Here is an 18,066-nt window from a genome sequence, read left to right as displayed (position 1 = left end):
TGTGGGGATCCCTCAGGGTCTGTCCCCGGTTCTGGTGTCCCCGGTTCTGCTGCTCACAAACATCAAAAATCGCTAATACTATTCACACCCTCACTGGAGCCCACTGACAGCATGCAAATAATATTTAAAATTTCTGCGGGCAGCTCAGATCCCTTTTTACCACATTTGGGTTTGGCGACCAACTTGTACTCTCCCCCACTAAAATCATGACTGTACAGCCCTTTTTTCGCCATAGAAACAAACGACTGCAAGTATCTATTCCGTTGAGCTTCGGAGCTGAACACTGGTAGATTCTCTTCGACCACCTCAACCTCAAAGCACTCTTTTAACGAATCAAAATACTCATATATCAACTCATATTTAGAAAGGGACTCTTTTATTGACTGCGGAACGCCCCCCTTTCCTCCAGTCGTAAAATGCGCAAGAAACCCATCTTTATAAGAAGCAAACCAATCTAAATCATTGACTTCCAAAAACTCATCATCCATTTCCATTATTCCGCTCCCCCCCCAAAAAAAGGGGATAGATTTATTTTCCCATCGGCGTTTACCTCCCACGCGATCAACCAGGTCCGGATCGCCCCCATCATCACAGGCTCAGAAAATAAATCTGTCCCCTTTTTTCTGCTGACTTACACCATGTAACCCGCAGCCCTCATCAACAGCAAAACCGTCTCGTCAAACTGCCGATCAGACATACCTCTAATCGACTTTGAGCTCTTCCAGTGCCATATTACTGGAAGGATTTTGCTATCCAAACGATCATATTCTTCTAAAAAAATATTTGCCAAAGCATATTTATCTAAATGGGGATCGACCTCCAGCATCATGTTCAGCACCGTGCTTGGCAACTTGCCTTCCAGTAATTGCGCTAACAAATGTCTATTTTTTGAAGGTGACATAGGTAATGTCTCCAATGGTTTCAATTTTATCGACCTTTCCGTATCCGTATCTTTGGGATATTTGGCCTGTCCAAGTATTCAAGGCAGCGTTTTCTTTTGACATTCCATGAGCAATATTTTCGAGATATTGAGCAGTGTTAACGCTGTCAGTACCAGCCACCCAAGCCCCACGGATTTGATTGACCTGGATACCCTCATTGCCGAGACGTTGCATTGCGCTGGCAAACATGTCAGTGCCTGATGCATCGTACAAAGGGTGATTGTGTGCTGCACGAATATCAAACCCCAGCACTCCTTCCTTGTTTACGTTCACGACTAATCCTGCTACACCATCAGGATTGCCATACTTTAGTTCGACCCCTCCATCTTTGGACACGCTCATCATAAAATCGTCTGTGACATCGACTTTGGGGATGGGTGGCTCAATTCTCGCCAGTCCTCCTTTTTCATCGACAAGCACGGGGCTAGGCGATTTCCCGGTGGTAAGCCCACCTTCAAGCACAACCCCTATACCAATACCTATCGCAGTACTGGACGCCTCATTCGACTGTACAACCCTAGCGCCGTTGCCCTGCATGATATGCAGATTGTCAAGATAGCCCTTCAGGCGAAGCTCCTCTGGAATCTGCAATACCGAATTCCAAGCCTCCTGCACATCAGCCGCAGCACAGCTAGGGCAGTTGGCCGCTCCCATTGCCCAAAGCGCCGCCTTTGACGGACCGCTTGCCATACCTTCCACTGCCAAGGCAAAACCTTCCTGGCTACCTCGCCCCTTGGCATCAAGCACTTCACGCATGTAGCGTGCATCGGTCCGGTAGTCCAGCGGATCAACCAATGCAACATTCTTTAGCATTTTTTCGAGTGAGGTCTTGTCTTTGAACAACTCGACCAAGCCAACGCGCTCATTGTTGTAATCGGCCAATGACACCTTGAACAAGGTGTCATTCTTGTACTGATTCAACTCCACTCGAAGATAATCCGCTGCCCTGGCAGTCTTGCCCTCCGTCAGCACGCTGTCCCAACCACGGTCCACCATGGCAGCGGCGGTGCGTAGCAGTTCCTGCTGTGCTTTTTCTTCGGTTAAGCCATTCTGCGCCGCGTATCGTTTTACGCGCTCTTTATCGCTGGCAAATTCGATTTCATCCGGGTGCAGTTGACGGTTGTATTGCGTACTGTTCTGCGCAGCCCATGAACCGGTTTTCAAGTCTGCCGCATTGCCTCCGCTTGCCGCCGCCGCGAGCACCCCGATCAGTTGAGAGTTCATCACCAGAAGCTTTTGCTTCTGCTCGGGTTGCATTCCGTCGTACTGCTCGGCCAGAGTATCAACCAGAGCCTCGTTCAAGCCGGCAGCCAATGCGCCAGTCTTGAAATCACCTCCAGCCACCTCAGCTGCTAAACCACCCATTACTGCGTGTAAACCGATCTTAGCTATACCGCCTTCTTTTAAATCGAACCCTTTACCGAGATCCCCCACGAGGTTGAACCCCGCCGCAGCAAAGGTGTTCGCCAGACTGGAACGCAGGGCATTATCGAACTGACTGTCACCACCCAGCGCCCGGTCCAACAAGGTTGAGGTACCGTTCTGCAACAGTTGGTTGGCGCCGAACCGACCGATGCCTTCCAAACTCGATAAACCACCTTGGGCAACAACTTTGCCCGCGTTTGGCAAGGCTCCTTCCACCGATGTGGTGGTATTGGTCATCTTGTCGAAGATTCCGGCCGTCAATCCCGCCGTTACCCCAGACACGACATAACCGCGCAAGGCATCCGAAGAAGTGACGTCCTTGAATACGGCCCCCAGATTTCCACCGTTATTGATAAAGCTGACCGTGGCGTTGCTCGCAGCACCCGTTGCGATAGCCGTGAGCGCCACGTTCGCCCAACCGGCGGCCACAGTTGAAGTGGCCACTGTGCCACCGACGACTGTCGATCCGGCCACTGTTCCGGCTGCCATGGCGGTCCCCGAACCTGCGGTGGCACCTGCCATGCTACCAATCAAGCCACTGGCAGCACCTGCGGTGAAATAGACCACCAGAATCGCGATGATCATCTGCACAGCCGGCCCCATGCCGGAGTGGCTGTATTTATAAGAGTCGTGGACTTCCTTGACCTTGCGCCAATCCACATCGCCGCGTTTCTCGGCTTCGGCCAACCACGCCAGTTGCGGGTCCGCATCGACCATGGCTTTGATCGATTGATGGACGCTTTCTTGATTGACCTGCTTGATGTCGATGTTCAACCCATCGACAGCTTTGATCGCAATGGCACCGGCAGCAACCATCTGCGTCTGGCGCAGTGTTTCGTCGGTATTGCCTTTGCCCGACATCGAGCTCCAGGCCATGCTGCTTTTGCTTTTTGCGTGGTCCTCTTTATGCAAATCCTTCACGGCTTCGAAGGTAATCGAACCGCCACTGTCCAGCGTGATGTCCTTGCCACTTTCAAGCTTCGCCACCTGATATCGCTGGTCATCCCCGCTCTTGATGACCAGATCGCCCCCCGTCGTGATCTCACTCCCAATGTTCTTCACATCAGTCACTTCATCACGCTGAGTCTTCTTGCTCCCCCAACTCCCCTTTTTCTTCTCGTCATACAGCGAATAATCGCTGTCTTGTGCCGCCAGCAACCCCAGCTTGCCCCCCGCCACCAGATAAGCCTCGTCACCCGCCGCGATCCGGCTCGACACCATCGTCAGGTTCTTGCCGGCGTCCATGGCGACGTTTCCACCGGCGGTAATTTCAGCCTTGACCTGCTGGACATGGTCTTCCTGGATCGTCAGCTTCTTGCTCTTGTACAGAAAGTGCTGTTCATCCGCCGCCGAGCTGATGTTGACGTTCTCGGTCGCGGCCATGTCGACGTCGCGCTTGGCGTCGATCTGGCTGGCAACGACATTGAGGTCCCGGCCGGCCGTAGCCGATACATCTCGCCCGGCGCTGACGCTGGCGCCGTACTGGGTGATGGTGCTGCTGTTGCGGTTGACGTCGCGGATCAGGTTGTCGACGGTCTGCGCAGCGACGAGGTTGACGTCGTTTCCGGCATTCAAGCGGATGTCGCGCCCACTTTGCAGGGCACCGCCGATGTTGTTGAGGCTGCCGCCCGCCGAGAGGCTCAGGTCATTGGCGGCTTCGATGCGCGCCGCGCTGTCGGCGAAATCGTTGCGATCCTGGACCTGGCCGTAGGCAATTTGCGATGACGTCACCGTGCGCTCGTTGACCACATCCCCCATCAACGCCGTGGCAGAGACATCCCGACCGGTGATGATGCCACCCGCCCTGTTGACGAGATGGTTGCCGGCCAAAAGGTCGAGACGCTCACCTGCTTGCACCAAGCCGCTGTTGACCAGATTCTCCCCCGCCGAAGCTGACAGGTTACTGGTCGCCTTCAGCGTACCTACGTTAGCCAGGTTCTTGCCGGCGACCAGGTTGAGGTTGTTGCCCTCAATCAACGCCCCATTCGGCGAGAGGCGGTTGTTGGCGTTGGCCAGGTACAACACCGGCACCAGGACTTGCTCGCCATTCACCTCGGCACTTTCCATCCAGACGATGTCGTGGGTCAGGGCCGCGACTTGTTCGGAGGTGAGGCTGACACCCACAGCCAGATCAAGCTCTGTTTTGCTGGCGATGGCGTTGTTCATCAGGTACTTGAACATGTCCTCGTTGGAGGTTTGTCCGTCGATGAAGCGCTGGCCGGTGCGAGCGATCACGGCTTCCTGGATCAGCTTCTGTTCATAAAAACCATCACCCAGGCGTTTGGCGCTTTCGTCCGGGTCGTAGCCGAGGTTCTCCAGCAGGTAATCCGAACTCATGAACTGCTTGAGGTCAGTGAGCAGCGGATTGGTTTCGATCAGGTATTTGTGCGGGCTGGCCGTCACGGTGCGCGTGGGCAAGCCTTGGACACGGTTAACGGTGAGGTCGGTCGTTCGTCCGCCCGCCGTGTCGGCATGGATGGGGTCCATGTTGCTAGCAGACGGTGGCGTAACGTTGCCCAGCGCAAGATCCCGCACTTGACCTACAGGCAGCGCTTGCTGGCGCTGGGCCGGGCTCAGGCTTGCGCTACCCAAAGACCAGTTCTGCGGTGCGCTGGCAGCCGAGGTACCGCCACCCTGCCCGCTCAGGCGAAACAGGCCATTTTGCCCAGTCGGCAAGCTGAACCCAGGCAGGCTCACCGGGTTGACTTGCTGTTGAGACAGGTCGGCCGGTAACTGACGGTTAAGCAACACAACCGAGGGGTGGGTCGCGCTGTAGACACTTGTGTTGGCGGAGCGGCCCGTCACGCTGGAAGAAGTGTTCAGGACGACCAGGCTGCTGATGTCGTTGGATGCGGTGAGCTTCGCAGTGCCACCGGCTTGAATGATGGCCGCTGCGACCGATGCCCCATCGGCCTGGACAGCAACCGGCCTGTTGATGCCGTAAAACAGAGAGGGATCGAACTTGCCGACCAGTTCGTTGAATGCCACGGGATCGAACGGTCCGGAGCGCGGGTGTTTCCTGTTGTAGTCCTTGACCTCATCAATGAGTCGATAGAAATACTCACCGGTGATCCAAGTGCCCGCGCCTACTTCATGGCCGGATGTTCCGGAAGCCGAAAGCGCAGCCTTGTTGGTGATGTTGGTACTGGTGATGGACAGGTCGTTGGCCGCCGACACCACACTGTATTGGTTCAGGAAATCTGTGCTGTTGACGGTCAGGTTGCGTCCGGCCAGCAGCGTCGCGGTTGGCGAGTCCTCGCTGACAACGCTTTCTACGGTGTTGTAGATAAACACCGGGCCACGCACTCGCGGGGTATCCGGACCGTCGCAATGTTGGACACACCGGATGGTCATATAGCCGCCGGTGACCTGCTGCGCCATGCTGAACTTGTCGCGCTGGTTGACGATGTTGTCCGCGGCCAGGGTGATATCCCCTCCAGCTTCAATGCTGGCGGAGCTATTGAGCACGTTTTGAGCCGAAGTGCCTGCTGTGGCTCCGCTGACCAGCAGATTGCCCAGACTGTAGACGTCGGCGTAACGGTTGGTAAAGGACGCCGTCCGCAGCTCCATGTTCCGCCCGCTGAACAAGAACCCACGACCGCCATCCGGTGCTTGGGCGTTAAGCAGGGCCTGGGTTGTAACCGTTAGATCTCTAGAGGCCGCTATAGCCCCATAGTTGCTGACGCCGGCGGCCGTCACGCTTAAATCATTGGCTGATGACAACTGCCCGTAGTTGGTCAATTGCCCGCCAACTTTGATAACGGTTGTCGCGCCGCCCGCGATGCTTGCGGCGTCAGCCAACTCCAACTGCCCGGCGTCAGCGGTCAGGTTGCCGAGACTGGTCATTCGACCGCTACCGGAGTATGTCCCGCCAAGCGTCAGCACCAATGTGCCGTCACTGGCCAGCAGTCCGTCGTTGCGCCAGTTACCTCCGCTGCCCACAAAGGCCGTTGTCGCCAGCAATTGTCCCGTCGCGGTCTGGGTGAAATTGTTGACATTGACGTTCAGGGTGCCGGCTTGGAGTACGCTGGTGTTGGTCCAGCTGTCAGCGTTGAGTGTCATGGCTCCGTGCGTAACGAAGCTACCGCCGGCATTGACGACATTGTCGGTGGCGACACCAAAGGTGCCGATGCCGATGTGCAGGACGCTGCCATCGGCATTAAGCAAGTCGCCCACACCCAAGCTCAAATCGGTATTGGCGCTTTCCAGCACACCACTGCGGTTATCGAACAAACCACCGATCTGGAAGTTGGTTTTGCCGCCGGTACCCAACGCACGGATTTTTCCGGTCTGGTTGTCCAGGCTCCTAGCCTTGACCGACAAGGTGCTATCGCTCTCGATGATGCCCAGTCGGTTGTTCAAGGCGCCGGTCAGGTTCAAGTCGATCTGGCTGCCGGCGATCTGGCCGTCGTTGTCGCCGCTGTTGTCAAAATCGTTGGCCGTAACGTTGACTTTGCCTTTGGCGTAGAGGCCACCGTTGCGGTTGTCGAAGTTACCGGTGGTGATGACGACGTCGCCGGTTTGGGCCGAGATGCGTCCGCCGTAGTTGTCCAGGCCACCCAATGCGATAAGGTTCAGGCGCTGGGCCTGGGTGATACCGCCCTGGCGGTTGTTGTTCAGGTCGTAGCCGTTTCTCAGCACGCCGGTCAGGTCGGTTTTCAGCAGGCCTTGCAGGCTGGCGAGCACGCCGCCGCGGTTGTCGAGGTTGCGCGCTTCAACGCTCAGCTCACCGGTCTTGGCCTGGATGCGGCCGCTCTGGTTGTCGATGTCTTGGTCGACGACCAGGGTCAGGTTGCCCTGGCTTTGTACGGTGCCCTTGCCGTTGACGAGGCTGTCGGCGTCGATTTGCACGGCACCGTTCTGACTGTAGATGAGGCCGTCGGCGCTGTTCTGAACCGCGCCGGCGGTGGCCAGGACGAGTGCGTCATTGGCCGCGACAGTGCCGCGATTGCGGTTGTCCAGGCCGCCGATGAGCAAGGTAAGCAGGCTTTGGCTGGCAATCTGGCCGCCCTGGTTGTCGAGCTGCGTGGCGCGCTCGACCCGCAGCGGCCCGGTGCTGGCAAGCTTGCCGTTGGTGTTGGTCAGGGCGCCGAGCAGGTCCAGGGTCACGGCGGCATTGCCGATCAGCGTGCCGCCGGTGTTGTCCAGGGTGGTGCCGGTGAAGGTCAACGCTTGTTGCGCGTTGACGGTGCCGTCCGCGTTGCCCAGGGTCATGGCGTTCATGACCAGGGTCGCGGCGCTGTCGATCAAGCCACCTTGGGCGTTGTTCAGCAAACCACCGGTGACGGTCAAGGTCTGGTCGGCGCCGCTGGACAGAATCCCGCCGCGGTTGTCGATGCTGGCCGCGGTGACGGTGAGTTTTTTCTTGCCGGCCAATGCGCCGTCAGCACTGTTGAGCAGTGCACCGCTCAAGGTCACGCTGACGTCTTCGTCGCGGCTCGACAGCGTGCCGGCGTTGCGGTTGTCCAGGCTCGCGGCGCTCAGGTCGAGGCCTTTGAAGCCCGACATCAGACCGCCCTGGTTGGTTACGTCGCGGGCCTTCACGGTCAGCAAACCGTTGCTGATGAGTTTGCCGGCGCTGCTATTGAGATCGCGAGCCGTCAGGTCGAGGTTCTGGCTACTGGAGATTTCGCCGCCCTGGTTGTCAAGGTCCCGCAGGTTCTTGAGGCTGAGTACACCGGCGGTGGTGATAAGGCCGGCGCCGTTGTTCAGATCGCCAGTGGCGGCACCGAAGTCGATGGCGATGGCGCTGCCCAGCAACGAACCTTGCTGGTTGTTCAAGTCGCGGGTGCTGATGGTCAAGGCGTCAGTGGCGTTGATCAGGCCCTGGTTCTGGTTGACCAACGGACCGGTGAGTTTCAGGTCGAGGTTGGCGCGGCTGGTCAGGGTGCCGCCGCTGTTGTCCAGGCTGGCGGCCTCGACATCCAGCACGGCGGCGGCGATCAGGCCCTTGAGGTTGGTCAGGGCGTTGTCGATGCGCAGGGTCATCGCCTGGTTGCTCAGCAACTTGGCGTTGTCGTTGATCAGGTTTTGCGCGGCCAGGGTGAACGCCTGGACGCTGGAGATTTCACCCCCAGCGTTGTTGACGCCCTTGAGGTTTTTCAGCATCAGCAAGGGGGCGTTGATCAAGCCGTTCTGGTTGTTCAGTTGCCCTTGGTTCAGATCAAGACTCAGCGACGTGTCGCTGAAGAGTTGGCCGCCCTGCTGCTCGAGGCCGGTGACGCTGGCGGTCAGCGCGCCGCTGCTGGCAATGCGGCCGCCGTCCTGGTTGGTCAACTGTTTCGTGGTGAGTTCGAGGTTGGCGCCGCTGCTCAGGCGTCCGGCCTGGCTGTTGTCGAACGCGCCGGTTTCAATAGTGACCGCTTGCTTGGCGCTGATGCTGCCTTGGTTGCGGTTGTCCAGGCTTGCGCTTTTGAGGGTGAGACCGGCATCGGTGACGATGCCGCCGCCCTGGTTCAGCACGGCGTTATCAAGCGTGAGCGCCAGTGCCCCAGCACTGGAAACGCTGCCCAGGGTGTTGATGAGGCTGGCGGCGGTAACGTCGAGCGCCCCTTCGGCGCTCAAGGCGCCCTTGGCGTTGTTCAGGTCGCCGTCGAGGTGCGCGGTGAGGTTCTTTTGGGTCAGCAGCGAGCCGCCGCTGTTATCCAGCGTCTCGCCGGTCAAGGTCAGGCCGGTCTTGCCGGAGAGCAGGCCCTTGGTGCGGTTGAGCACGTCCTGCACCGTCAGGGCCAATGCGCCGTTGGCGATGACTTGACCGCCGTCGCTGTTGTCCAGCGCGTCGCCGGTCAAAGCAACATCGCCGTGGCCAGACAGTTCGCCGCCACGGTTGTCGATCGAACCGACGTTCAGCGTCAGCGTGTCGGTCGCCCCGACCAGCCCTGCCGTGCGGTTGTCCAGCGAGGCGCCGGTCAGCGTCAATCCGCCGAGGGCGATCATCTGGCCGCCCTGATTGTTCACACTGTCGAAAGTGGCCGTGACGTTGGTTTTGCCGGCGACCTGGCCGGCGCCGTTGTTGAGGTGGGTGGCCTCGATGTGCAGGTCACCGTCGGCAATGATCGCGGCGTCCCGATTGATCAGTTGACCGTCCACGGTCATGACCAGGACGCCACGGCTGCTGATCAGGCCATCGGTGTTGTCCAGGCTGGCGCTGTGGGCGTCGATGGATTGGGCGGAAACCAGCCCCTTGATGTTATTGAGCGCCTGGTCGATACGCAGGGTCAGCGCCTGGTTGCTGATCAACTTGCCGTCGCGGTTATCGAGGTTGCGGGCCGCCAGCGTGAACGCCTGGGCACTGGAAATCTCGCCGCCACGGTTGTCCACGTCCTTGAGGTTTTTCAACACCAGGAGCGGCGCGTTGATCACGCCCTTGAGGTTGTTCAAATGGCCGTTGTTGAGGTCCAGGGTCAAGGCTGTTTTGCTGAACAGTTCGCCGCCCTGCTGATCCAGGCCGGTGATGCTGGCGGTCAGCGCCTTGTCGCTGGCGATGCGGCTGGCGGCGCCGTTGTTGACCTGGGTGGCGGTGAGATCAAGGGTGTCGCCGCTGACCAGATAACCGCCGGCGGTATTGTCGAATGTACCCGTGGTCACACGGGTGGCGCCTTTGGCGCTGAGCAGGCCGTTGCTGTTGTCGAGGGCGGTGCCGGTAACTTCAAGGGTGGCGGCACTGGACACTTCACCGTCGTGGTTATTCAACTCCCCGACATTAACCGTCAGGCTATCGTTGCTGCTCACCACGCCTTGGGTATTGAGCACTTTGTCAGCGGTAACGCTCAGCGCGCCGTTGCTCAGCACCCGGCCCTTGTTCTGGTTGTCCAGCGTCCCGGCTTTTACCGTGGTGGTTTGTCCGGCGCTGAGGGTGCCGCCCTGGTTGTTCAGCGTTTGCGCAACATTCGCCGTCAGGTTACGGCTGGCAACAATGCTCTTGCCGTGGTTATCGAGTGTATTAGCCGTAACACTCACATCCCCCGAAGCATTCCGCGTGTTATCCCCATTCACCCCGGCTTCAATAATGCCGTTGTTGCTCAACTGCCCACCGGCATTCAAAACAATCCCATCGCGCGCCGCCAACGTTTGCCGGTTGACCAAATCCCCTTGAGCCTGCGCATTCAACGTCGTACCGGCGTAAACCGGTCCCTTCGCATCAAGACTCGTAGCCTTGACGTTAACCGCCCCGCTGGCCGAGGTATCGACCATGCTCAAATGCCCATTGGCATCGAGCTGGATATCCCCGCCACTGGCAATCAGCTTGCCGTCCAGCTTCACCCCAACCCCGGCCTCGGTGCCGACCAGCTTGATGGCACCAGCGTACATCCCACCCAGCGCCGATGAGTCGATCGCCAGTTCCGGTTTGGCGCTGCCGTCATCGGCGCGGGCGGTAGCGCTCAAGGTGTCAGCGTCGACGTCGTTACGACCGGCGACAATCGTCAGGTTCTTGGCCTGAATTTCGGCATTGATCCTGGCGCTGCGAGTGATGATTTCGAAGTGATCAACGTTGCTGGCATTGAGGCCCGCGCCTTCGATGGCGACGCTGCCCTGGTCCACCTGGTAGCGATCCAACCGACCGTTTTCCACCACCGGTTTGCCGGTGCTTAAGGTCACTTTTGGGCTGTTGATGGAAGCCGCAGCCGTTGCAGGTGATGCCGTAGGGGTTGGCAACGATGACGTGGGCCGATTGCCCCGCCACTTCGGTGTAGCCGCGCAGTTGGCTGGGATTGCCGCCGTTGACTTCGTTGAGGATGGTCGTGGCGGCCGTGCCGTTGAGATTCGGGTTGCCGAGGATGATTCCGCCCAGCTGCGTGGATTGGGTGCGGGACGTGGCGTTGTTGAGGATCACGCCGTTGCCGCCAACGTTGTAATCCTTGAATTTATTGTGTGACAGGCCGCTGCCATTGGGCTTGGCGATGTTGACGATGGGCACGCCGTTGCCCGCCCGGTCCAAGCCGGTGCCGGGCGCGCTGACCACGATGCCGTCGGCCTGGGCCCACAGCGGTTGCCAGAACATGACGTTGGCCAGCAGGAACGCCAAGCCGCGCTTGGGCATGCCGAGAAACCGCTCACGGCTCTCCACCACAGCAGAAGGTTGGCGGGTCAGGAAGGCGTAATGGCGGTCGTCCATGATCGGGTCTCGTTGCAGCTGATTAAATGGATACGTCGAGTTGGAAGTAGATCGGCGCTTCGCGCTCGGTCAGGGCATCCGGGCGCTCCAGGGAATGGGCGAAGGTGACGCTGGCGCTCAGGTATTGGCCGCGGGCGAACAACTCCACCGAGTTGCTGGACATGCGCCCGTGTTCGCTGCCGTTGTAGCGATCACCCCGGATCACACCTTGGTCGTAACCGAGGCTGGTGCCGTATTCGGCGAATACCGGGCGCAACCATTGCAGCGTCACCGGGCGGCTCCAGCGCACGTCGTTGCGCCAGTAGCAGCCGCTGTCACCGGACAATGACTGATCCTTGTAGCCTCGGATCGAAGACAGCCCGCCCAGGCTCATGCGTTGTGGGCTGAACAACACGTCTTCGCTGCGCTGGCCCGTTATCAAGCTGCTGAAACTGAAGGACTCGCCCCACACCTTGAACGGTTGCAGATAGCTGACGGTGGCGGTGTATTTGCGGTAGCGGGCGTCGGCTTGGCCGGGGCCTGGGTCGTTGTCCCCTTGGGCATCGAAAGCACCGATGCCTTGCTGCACACCCAGGTCCAGGTTGACGAAAGCGTTGCCGACCCGGCGACCGTGGTTGATGCCGAACTGGCCTTCGCTGAGGCGATTGCTGCTGACATCGAGTTTGCTGTCCTCGATGTAACTGTTGGTACGCAGGTAGGCCAGGCCGGTGTTGAGGGCGGTCTTGCTCACGGCGTCGCGATGGATCACCCGCTCGACGCGCAGCTGATGGTTCTGGCTGTCGCCGGTCTGCTTGAAGTTGAAGCCATTGGCCGGGGTCTGCGAGCGGTACTCGCTCTGGCTGTAGATGTAGCTGAAATTCCACCAACCCCAGGGCAGGTTGTAAAAGAGCATGGCGTTGTTGGAGGTGTGCTGGTGGTCGGTCATCGCATCGTGACCGCCGCGCAACATCAACTGATCGGCCAGCCCCAGCGGGCTGTCCCATTCAAAACGGGTGCCCCACTGCTGCTCGCCGGTGCTGCGCTGGCCGTCGTTACTGCGGGACAGGCCGGCGCGCCAGGACTTTTGCGGATCGTTGGTGACCAGAACTTCGCTACCGCCGACGTTCTGGCCGGGGGTCAGCTCCATTTTGGCCTGGTTCGACGGCAGGCGGTTGAGCTGATCCACCAGTTGTTCAATTTCCCGCAGGTTGACCAACTCGCCAATCTTGCCGGGAAACGCCATCGCCAGTTCACGCTCGGACAACCGGCTGTTCTCGGCGCCCTTCAGGCCTTCCAGTCGCCCCTCCACGACCAACACGCTCAGGTGCCCGCCGGACAAATCCTGCTGGGGCAGATAGGCACGGCTGGTGACCAGGCCTTTCTCGATGTAGTAGTCGGTGATGACTTTGAGCAGTTCGTTGAGCTGCGGCACGCCCAGGCATTGGTCGATATAGGGCTTGAGCAGGCGCTCGCGCTCGCTGGAGGAAAGGCTGTCGGCGCCCTTGAGTTCAATGGTTTTGATGTGGAAACAACGGGTGTTGGCAGGTGCGGTCGGCTGGGCAGGCTTGGTCTCCTTGCCCGGCAGATCCTTGAGCTCTTCGAGGCGCCGACGCTGATCTTCGAGCAAGCGATTCTGGCGTTCACGGATCAGGTCGGTGTCACCGGGAGTTGGAGCGGCGTGAGCCAGGGAAAGCGGAGAAAGGCACAGCAAAGCCACGCACAACCTCGCCCAAAAGGCGGGTGAGAACATGTTCGATCCCTCGACAAAAGCAATATCAAAATAGTGGCACGATATTAATGAGCCATCATTTTGACGTCAACCAACCGTGCGTGCTTTGAGTTGATCGAGGCGTCCGTTCATCTGTAATCAAGCTGGAGCCGAAAAAGCGAGTTCCGCCACGCCCTAGGACGCCGCCATGGCGATCAAATGAACTTTCCAACGCAGCCCAGCCTCAACCGAATATCCGCCCATCAAAGGAACACGAGGCCCGAGCCATGAAAACCTTCCTCAAACTCACCCTCGCCGCCACTCTCGCCTGCGCCCTGCCGGCCTGGGCGACGTGCACGCCTGAAGAAGCCACCATCAAACGCGAGCAACTGGCGGACAAAGTCGCCAAGCTCACCGAGCAGGACCCATCCAAGGCAAAAGAGATGAACGAAGAACTGCAGGCCATGAACATGGAGACATCCAGCAAGGACGTGCCGGACAAGTGCCAGTTGATCGACAAGCGTCTGCAGGAGTTGGAAGAGGCGCAGAAGAAGGCGGAGTGATGAGTCGGGCACGACCCGCTTTTGTGGCGAGGGAGCTTGCTACCGCTGGGCTGCGCAGCAGCCCCAATAAAAGCCCCCCGTTTGCTCCTGGCACACCGAGTCGCTGGTTTTAGGGCTGCTTCGCAGCCCAGCGGGAGCTTGCTCCCTCGCCACAGGGTTGTGGAATTCCCTCAATAAAAAACCGGACCAAGGTCCGGTTTTTTTATGCAGCGTTAACGCGATTTCACTCAGCCGCCGGCGCCTCTGGCTTGCGGCGCTTGAGCGGGGCCATGCCGTCCTTGCTGATCAGCGACGGCGCGTCGGTCTTCGGGCGGTTGGCGGTCTTGCGTTTGGTCGGAGCCTTGGCGCCGGTCTTTTTCTTGTCGCCCTTGCCGTCGACCTTTTTCTTCTTCACGCCAACGGCCTTGCCCGATGCCTTGACCTTCTTCGGTCCGCTGTAGGTGCCTTTGACTTCCTTGATGGTGCGGCGCTCGAAGCTCTGCTTCAGGTAGCGCTCGATGCTCGACATCAGGTTCCAGTCGCCGTGGCAAATCAGCGAGATCGCCAAGCCATCGTTGCCAGCACGACCGGTACGGCCGATGCGGTGAACGTATTCATCACCACTGCGGGGCATGTCGAAGTTGATGACCATGTCCAGGCCTTCCACGTCCAGGCCACGGGCGGCGACGTCGGTGGCGACGAGGATTTTCACGCCGCCCTGCTTCAGACGGTCGATGGCCAGCTTGCGGTCCTTTTGATCCTTCTCGCCGTGCAGCACGAACGCCTTGTATTCCTGGGCAACGAGGCGGCCGTAGATGCGGTCGGCCATGGCCCGGGTGTTGGTGAAGATGATGGCCTTTTCGTAGGTCTCGTTGGCCAGCAGCCAGTTCACGATCTGTTCTTTGTGCTGGTTGTGGTCAGCGGTGATGATTTGCTGGCGGGTGGTGGAGTTCAGCTGGCTGACCGCGTTGAGCTGCAGGTGCTCGGGGTTGTTCAGCACCTTGGCGATCATCTCGCGCAGGCCCGAACCGCCGGTGGTGGCGGAGAACAGCATGGTCTGCTGGCGGTTCACGCACTCGTCTACCAGGCGTTGGACGTCTTCGGCAAAACCCATGTCGAGCATGCGGTCGGCTTCGTCGAGCACCAGCACTTCGACTTCCTTGAGGTCGAGGTTGCCGGCGTTCAGCTGCTCGATCATCCGCCCAGGGGTGCCGATCAGGATGTCCGGAACCTTGCGCAGCATGGCGGCCTGGACCTTGAAATCTTCGCCGCCGGTGATCAGGCCGGACTTGATGAAGGTGAACTGCGAGAAGCGCTCCACTTCCTTCAAGGTCTGCTGGGCCAGTTCACGGGTTGGCAGCAGGATCAGCGTCTTGATGCTGACACGGACCTTGGCCGGGCCGATCAGGCGATTGAGGATCGGCAGCACGAACGCGGCCGTTTTGCCGCTGCCGGTCTGCGCCGTCACCCGCAGGTCACGCCCTTGGAGCGCGAGCGGAATAGCCGCTGCCTGCACCGGCGTTGGCTCGACAAATTTAAGCTCGGCCACGGCTTTGAGCAGGCGTTCGTGCAGGGCGAATTGGGAAAACACGGGTGCTACCTCGAAGAAATGCAAAAAAACAGCTGCATAGGGTAACGGTTTCGAGCGCGAAGGCCGAGTTTCTTTATGCAAACGGCCGCAAATCAGTGTGTTGTCATGATTGGATTCACGATCAACGGTCACTTCCCGCCGCTTAAAATGCTCTAATTCGCCCCTCGCGCTCATAAAAGAACCGACTCGCCCATGGATATCAAAAAACTCTGGCTCAACCTCCAGGATTTCTGGGGCGCCCTTGATCAACATCCGATCCTGCATTCGAGCCTTGCGCTGGTGTTGCTGCTGGCGATCGCGCTGGTGCTTGGACGGGTGGCGCGCTATTTGATCCTGCACGGCGCCAAGCTGATCGGCCGCCAGCCGGCGCTGCACTGGGTCAACGACCTGCGCCAGAACAAAGTTTTTCATCGCCTGGCGCAGACGACGCCGTCGCTGATCATTCAGTTCGGCTTGCACCTGGTGCCAGGGCTGAGCAAGACCAGCATGATTTTCCTGGGCAATGTCGCACTGTCCTTCACCATCCTGTTCGTGTTGCTGGCCATCAGCGCCTTGCTCAGCGCCCTGCTGGACGTCTACGCCCGCACCGAACACGCGCGCACCCGCTCGATCAAAGGCTACGTGCAGCTCACGAAAATGGTGTTGTACGTGTTTGGCGCGATCATCATTGTCGCCACGCTGATCGATCGTTCGCCGCTGTTGCTGCTGTCGGGCCTGGGTGCGATGTCGGCGGTGATCCTGTTGGTCTACAAGGACACCCTGCTGTCGTTCGTCGCCAGCGTGCAGCTAACCAGCAACGACATGCTGCGGGTTGGCGATTGGATCGAAATGCCACAAGTGGGCGCCGACGGTGATGTAGTGGACATCACGCTGCACACGGTGAAGGTGCAGAATTTCGACAAGACCATCGTCTCGATCCCCACCTGGCGGTTGATGTCCGAGTCGTTCAAGAACTGGCGCGGCATGCAGCAATCCGGCGGACGACGGATCAAGCGCAGCCTGTTCATCGACGCCAGTGGCGTGCGCTTCCTGCATGACGACGAAGAGCAGCGCCTGTCCCAGGTTCGCCTGCTGACTGATTACATCGGCCGCAAACAGGCCGAGCTCAAGGCCTGGAACGAAGCCCAGGGCAACGTCGCGGCGATGTCGGCCAACCGTCGGCGCATGACCAACCTGGGTACCTTTCGCGCCTATGCCCTGGCCTATCTGAAAAGCCACCCCGAGATCCAGCCGAACATGACCTGCATGGTCCGGCAGCTACAGACCACCGCCCAGGGGATCCCGCTGGAGATCTACTGCTTCACGGGTACCACCGTGTGGGCCGACTACGAGCGCATCCAGGGGGATATTTTCGATTACCTGCTGGCGGTGATGCCGGAGTTCGGGCTGGGCTTGTACCAGCAGCCGAGCGGCACGGATTTGCGGGCGGGATTGCTGCCGGCGGCGCTGGGGGCGAGTCACTTGTCGGAGCCGGAGAAGCAGGCGGTCTAAAGCCAACCCCATTCGCCTGTGGGAGATTCTATGTTGCAGGGGAACCCTGCAGCATAGAATTAGAGCGATATTCGCTCTGGTTTTTCATCAGGGCGAATGCCACCCGACACAATTTACGGGCGAGGCTCACCAACGCTTGGGTTCTGGCGAAACCTCTTGCCAAGCAGGACTCGTAGTAAGGCTTCCAGACTGGAGACCGGCAAGCCGCCATTGCTGCGGTGTGTGCCAAGCGTCGCAGCTCGCCATCTCCTTTCTTGCTCAGGTGTCTGGGACTGTGTTTTTTTCCGGAGTCTTTTGGCCTCAGGTCCATCCCTAAAAAGGCAATGAACGCATCGCCGCTGGCGAAGTCACCTCGCATGAATGCGGTCGCCAGGCTTGTTGCCGTCAGTTCGCCCACACCCTCAATGGCTTTGCAGCGGTTGATATTCTCAGTAATCCCCGCCCCTTGGCTGGCTTCACGCAATAACTTCTGAATGGCCCGATCGCTTTGCTTGAAGGCGTCCAGTTGCTGGGTCAGGATATCTTTCAGAAGCGGTTCGCTCGACCAGCTCAGCATGAGGCTGACGCGAGCTTTGATCAGTTCTGCACGCTTGCGTAGCAGGCTTCTTAGCACTTTGTAGGCATCTGAAGGTGGTGTCCAGGCACGTAACCGTTGCTGTTCATTCGTCAGATAACGCGCCAGCAAACGTGCATCACAAGGGTCGGTTTTTGCCCGCTGCCCAATGCTTTCGCGGTAATGGGCCACACGATAGGCATCCACAACATAAACCCTGTGCCCCATCCCATGGGCCAGTTCAGCCGTATCCAGGTGATAAAAGCTGGTGGCTTCCAAGGCAATCAAGCTTTGCGCTGGCAACATTTTGAGCCAACGGACAAGGGCTTCACGATTGTTATCGACGATTTGAATGCTTTTCAGATCCTCGCGATAAGCGACAATTTCAGCCTTGGCGACATCAATACCGATAACCGCTGGAGAGGTAAGGATTGTCATCTCGAATCCTCGGAGCTAGGGTTTAGATGCTTGTCGGGGTCTACCGTAGCGCTGGCTTGCTTCTATCGTCGGTTTTACCGATGAATTCCTTATCGGCGCTTTAGGTAGAAAGGGCGGGATGAGAAGTCTCCCACGGTCCGTACTGGCTAGAGTCGGAATCGAGCTTTTAGTCCTGCCCACCCCTTCAAGTCTAAACATACAAGCGAGCTTGCTCGCGATAGCAGTGTGTCAGAAACATAGATGCTGACTGATACAACGCCATCGCGAGCAGGCTCGCTCCCAC

9 protein-coding genes are annotated in these 18,066 nt (G+C 58.9%); 2 read left to right on the top strand and 7 right to left on the bottom strand.

Translation table 11 applies throughout. The features are described 5' to 3' along the window. Positions 1–62 precede the first annotated feature (62 nt). The 5 genes from J3P81_RS07265 to J3P81_RS07245 all read right to left on the bottom strand — a co-directional run bounded on the left by J3P81_RS07265 (position 63) and on the right by J3P81_RS07245 (position 13,210). Positions 63–494, bottom strand: a complete 432-nt coding sequence (locus J3P81_RS07265; protein WP_434562913.1) for a hypothetical protein — start codon at positions 492–494, stop codon at positions 63–65. A gap of 137 nt (positions 495–631) precedes the next feature. Next, positions 632–901: a hypothetical protein gene (locus tag J3P81_RS07260; RefSeq protein ID WP_434562911.1), complete on the bottom strand. Its 270-nt coding sequence runs from the start codon at positions 899–901 to the stop codon at positions 632–634. Next, positions 882–10,964: a hemagglutinin repeat-containing protein gene (locus tag J3P81_RS07255; protein ID WP_434562909.1), complete on the bottom strand. Its 10,083-nt coding sequence runs from the start codon at positions 10,962–10,964 to the stop codon at positions 882–884. The genes J3P81_RS07260 and J3P81_RS07255 overlap by 20 nt, the downstream gene beginning before the upstream one ends. Continuing rightward, a complete protein-coding gene (locus tag J3P81_RS07250) occupies positions 10,852–11,481 on the bottom strand; it encodes a filamentous hemagglutinin N-terminal domain-containing protein (protein WP_434562907.1) in 630 nt (209 codons plus the stop codon). Before J3P81_RS07250 ends, J3P81_RS07255 begins: the two co-directional genes overlap by 113 nt. Positions 11,482–11,503: 22 nt before the next feature. Then, positions 11,504–13,210 carry a ShlB/FhaC/HecB family hemolysin secretion/activation protein gene (locus tag J3P81_RS07245; protein ID WP_434562905.1) on the bottom strand — a complete coding sequence of 569 codons (1,707 nt, stop codon included), beginning with the start codon at positions 13,208–13,210 and terminating at the stop codon, positions 11,504–11,506. Between the two features lie 245 nt (positions 13,211–13,455). On the opposite strand from J3P81_RS07245, the gene J3P81_RS07240 reads away from it, so the two are divergent. Next, a complete protein-coding gene (locus J3P81_RS07240) occupies positions 13,456–13,731 on the top strand; it encodes a hypothetical protein (protein WP_434562903.1) in 276 nt (91 codons plus the stop codon). Positions 13,732–13,954: 223 nt separating this feature from the next. Here the strand turns inward: J3P81_RS07240 and J3P81_RS07235 are convergent, their stop codons facing one another. Then, entirely contained in the window at positions 13,955–15,301 is a 1,347-nt protein-coding gene (locus tag J3P81_RS07235; RefSeq protein WP_434562901.1) for a DEAD/DEAH box helicase, read from the bottom strand. Positions 15,302–15,493: 192 nt separating this feature from the next. On the opposite strand from J3P81_RS07235, the gene J3P81_RS07230 reads away from it, so the two are divergent. Then, complete coding sequence (locus tag J3P81_RS07230) at positions 15,494–16,792, top strand: mechanosensitive ion channel family protein (RefSeq protein WP_420766657.1); 1,299 nt, start codon at positions 15,494–15,496, stop codon at positions 16,790–16,792. Between the two features lie 28 nt (positions 16,793–16,820). Here J3P81_RS07230 and J3P81_RS07225 read toward each other — a convergent pair whose 3' ends face one another. Next, the gene (locus tag J3P81_RS07225; protein WP_434560453.1) at positions 16,821–17,783 is read right to left on the bottom strand and encodes an IS110 family transposase; all 963 of its coding nucleotides are present in this window, start codon (positions 17,781–17,783) and stop codon (positions 16,821–16,823) included. Positions 17,784–18,066 lie beyond the last annotated feature (283 nt).

The organism is Pseudomonas sp. R1-6 (genome assembly GCF_051132115.1).
Lineage (GTDB): Bacteria > Pseudomonadota > Gammaproteobacteria > Pseudomonadales > Pseudomonadaceae > Aquipseudomonas.
This window is presented reverse-complemented; position numbering and strand designations above follow the sequence as displayed.

Excerpts from the sequence above, each read along its gene's own strand:
- J3P81_RS07265 (WP_434562913.1), bottom strand. The coding sequence starts at position 494 with ATGGAAATGGATGATGAGTTTTTGGAAGTCAATGATTTAGATTGGTTT.
- J3P81_RS07260 (WP_434562911.1), bottom strand. The coding sequence starts at position 901 with ATGTCACCTTCAAAAAATAGACATTTGTTAGCGCAATTACTGGAAGGC.
- J3P81_RS07250 (WP_434562907.1), bottom strand. The coding sequence starts at position 11,481 with ATGGACGACCGCCATTACGCCTTCCTGACCCGCCAACCTTCTGCTGTG.
- J3P81_RS07245 (WP_434562905.1), bottom strand. The coding sequence starts at position 13,210 with ATGTTCTCACCCGCCTTTTGGGCGAGGTTGTGCGTGGCTTTGCTGTGC.
- J3P81_RS07240 (WP_434562903.1), top strand. The coding sequence starts at position 13,456 with ATGAAAACCTTCCTCAAACTCACCCTCGCCGCCACTCTCGCCTGCGCC.
- J3P81_RS07230 (WP_420766657.1), top strand. The coding sequence starts at position 15,494 with ATGGATATCAAAAAACTCTGGCTCAACCTCCAGGATTTCTGGGGCGCC.
- J3P81_RS07225 (WP_434560453.1), bottom strand. The coding sequence starts at position 17,783 with ATGACAATCCTTACCTCTCCAGCGGTTATCGGTATTGATGTCGCCAAG.